The following is a 1,949-nucleotide window of genomic DNA, read 5'->3' as shown; positions in this document are numbered from 1 at the left end:
ACCCCGGAGTTCAAGGAATATCAGTTCCAGGTGATCAGGAATGCCCGGGCTTTAGCTGAGCGGCTGCTGAAGAACGACTTCGATCTGGTCAGCGGTGGGACGGATAACCATTTGCTCCTGGTCAAGCTGCTGAAAGAGGGGATCACCGGAAAGGTGGCTGATGAGACTTTAGAGAGAGCGGGAATCACCCTGAACAAGAACATGATACCCTTCGACCCGGCCACGCCATTCATCACCAGCGGCATTCGGATTGGCACCCCGGCCATGACCACCAGAGGCATGAAGGAGAAGCAGATGGCCCAGATCGCCGATATGATCACCATGGTGCTCCGCGACATCAACAATGAGAAGACCATAGCTAGGGTTCGCTCTGAGGCCAAGGCCCTCTGCGACCAGTTCCCCCTGTATCCAGATATGGTGTGATCGAACTGACAACTATAATAGATGGAAAGGCTCTGGCCGGTGAGGTGGAAGCGGAGACGCTCCTGAGGGCGAAGAAGCTTGCTAATAAGGGTATAGTCCCCGGCCTGGCTACAGTTTTGGTGGGAGAGAACCCGGCCTCGCAGATGTACATCCGTCTCAAGCACTCCGCCTGCTCCCGGGCAGGAATAAGATCCGAGAACGTGCTTTTGCCGGAAAGCAGCACAGAAGAGGAGATCATCGCCAAAATAGAGGAGCTTAGTCTTCGAGAGGATATCAACGGCATACTGCTTCAGCTGCCCCTCCCTGGGGGACTGAATCCTCAGAGGGCGATGATGAGCATTCTGCCCGAGAAGGATGTGGATGGATTCCATCCTCGGAATATGGGGGCATTGCTCTTGGGAGCGGAGAGGCTGGTGCCCTGCACACCTCTGGGGATCATCTATGCCTTAGAGAGGCTTGATAAGAAGCTGGAGGGGACGGAGGTGGTCATTGTCGGCCACAGCAATGTGGTGGGCAAGCCCCTGGCGGCCATGATGCTCAACCGCAATGCTACGGTGCAGGTATGCCATGTCTTTACCCGCGACCTGGCCGAGCACACTCGCGATGCAGATATACTGGTGGTGGCCGCCGGAGTTCCAGGCCTCATCAAAAAGGAGATGGTCCGGCCGGGAGCCTATATTTTTGATGTGGGCATAAACCGGGTAGGAGACAAGACGGTGGGAGATGTGGACTATGAGGAGGTATCCCAGATCGCTGGAGCGATAACACCGGTTCCAGGCGGGGTTGGGCCGCTCACCGTGGCCATGCTCCTTCGGCAGACCCTGAACGCCACAGAGGATCAGACAAAGGACCAACAGTAACGGAATAGGATCAAAAGGAATAGGCATAGAGAAAAAGCTCAGGAAAGGATCAGAAGATGTCACTGGTAGTCGCCCTGGCCAAGAGCAAGGAAGCGGTGATAGGAGGCGATAGGCGTTCCATCACCTTCCTGGGCAGCTGGCCCGAGCTCGAGGAGGAGCTCTATTGTGGCCGGATCTCGGATGATGAGGCTCTTTTGGCCAAAGCTATGGAGATTGGGGCCATTCTGCAGGTAACAGACGGCAGGGACAAGGTCTGGAGGCGGGGCGACCTTTTGGTGGGAGAGGTAACAGAGATCACCCCCCAGCTGGAGAGGCGAAGAAGGATCTACCTCGCCCCTGGGAGCCAGTTGCAGGTCGACATCACCGGGAAGGAGGTCAGGATCCGAGATCGCGGAGCTATGGGATGCATCATTTATGGAAATCGGTTCACCCAGCAGATTGCTGTATCTATTGTCGTTCAGGCCGACGGCCGGGTGGATGAGGCTCTGATCCGGAAGATCTTCCAGGAGGCAGCAGAGAGAACGGCTTCTATCAGCCAGGAGCATGTGATATTAAAGAGCGAGAAGATGTTCTCCAACCCCCAAAAGGCTCTGGATAAAGCCCTGGAGGAGGACTGCCAGGAGAATGGCTGGAAGCTATGCGATCCGCTATAATCCTGGCAGGAGG

The 1,949-nt window shown here is 56.0% G+C and carries 2 protein-coding genes and 1 pseudogene; all 3 read left to right on the top strand.

Going from position 1 to position 1,949, the window contains the following annotated elements:
• Nucleotides 1-423 (top strand): annotated as a pseudogene (locus BP822_RS01935) (serine hydroxymethyltransferase); the annotation flags it as partial.
• Nucleotides 420-1,283 (top strand): tetrahydrofolate dehydrogenase/cyclohydrolase catalytic domain-containing protein, encoded by an 864-nt coding sequence (locus BP822_RS01930; protein ID WP_286857148.1) that lies wholly within the window; start codon nt 420-422, stop codon nt 1,281-1,283. The pseudogene BP822_RS01935 and the gene BP822_RS01930, both read left to right, overlap by 4 nt.
• A 56-nt stretch (nt 1,284-1,339) precedes the next feature.
• Nucleotides 1,340-1,936, top strand: coding sequence for a DUF2121 domain-containing protein (locus tag BP822_RS01925; RefSeq protein ID WP_286877601.1), 597 nt, complete (start codon nt 1,340-1,342; stop codon nt 1,934-1,936).
• The last annotated feature ends 13 nt before the right edge of the window (nt 1,937-1,949 follow it).

This window comes from Methanosaeta sp. UBA458, from assembly GCF_002496085.1.
Classification (GTDB): domain Archaea; phylum Halobacteriota; class Methanosarcinia; order Methanotrichales; family Methanotrichaceae; genus Methanothrix; species Methanothrix soehngenii.
The sequence above is the reverse complement of the archived record's forward strand: the minus strand, read 5'-3'. Positions and strand labels throughout refer to the sequence as shown.

Coding starts and splice junctions, on each gene's coding strand:
- BP822_RS01925 (WP_286877601.1), top strand. CDS start 1,340: ATGTCACTGGTAGTCGCCCTGGCCAAGAGCAAGGAAGCGGTGATAGGA.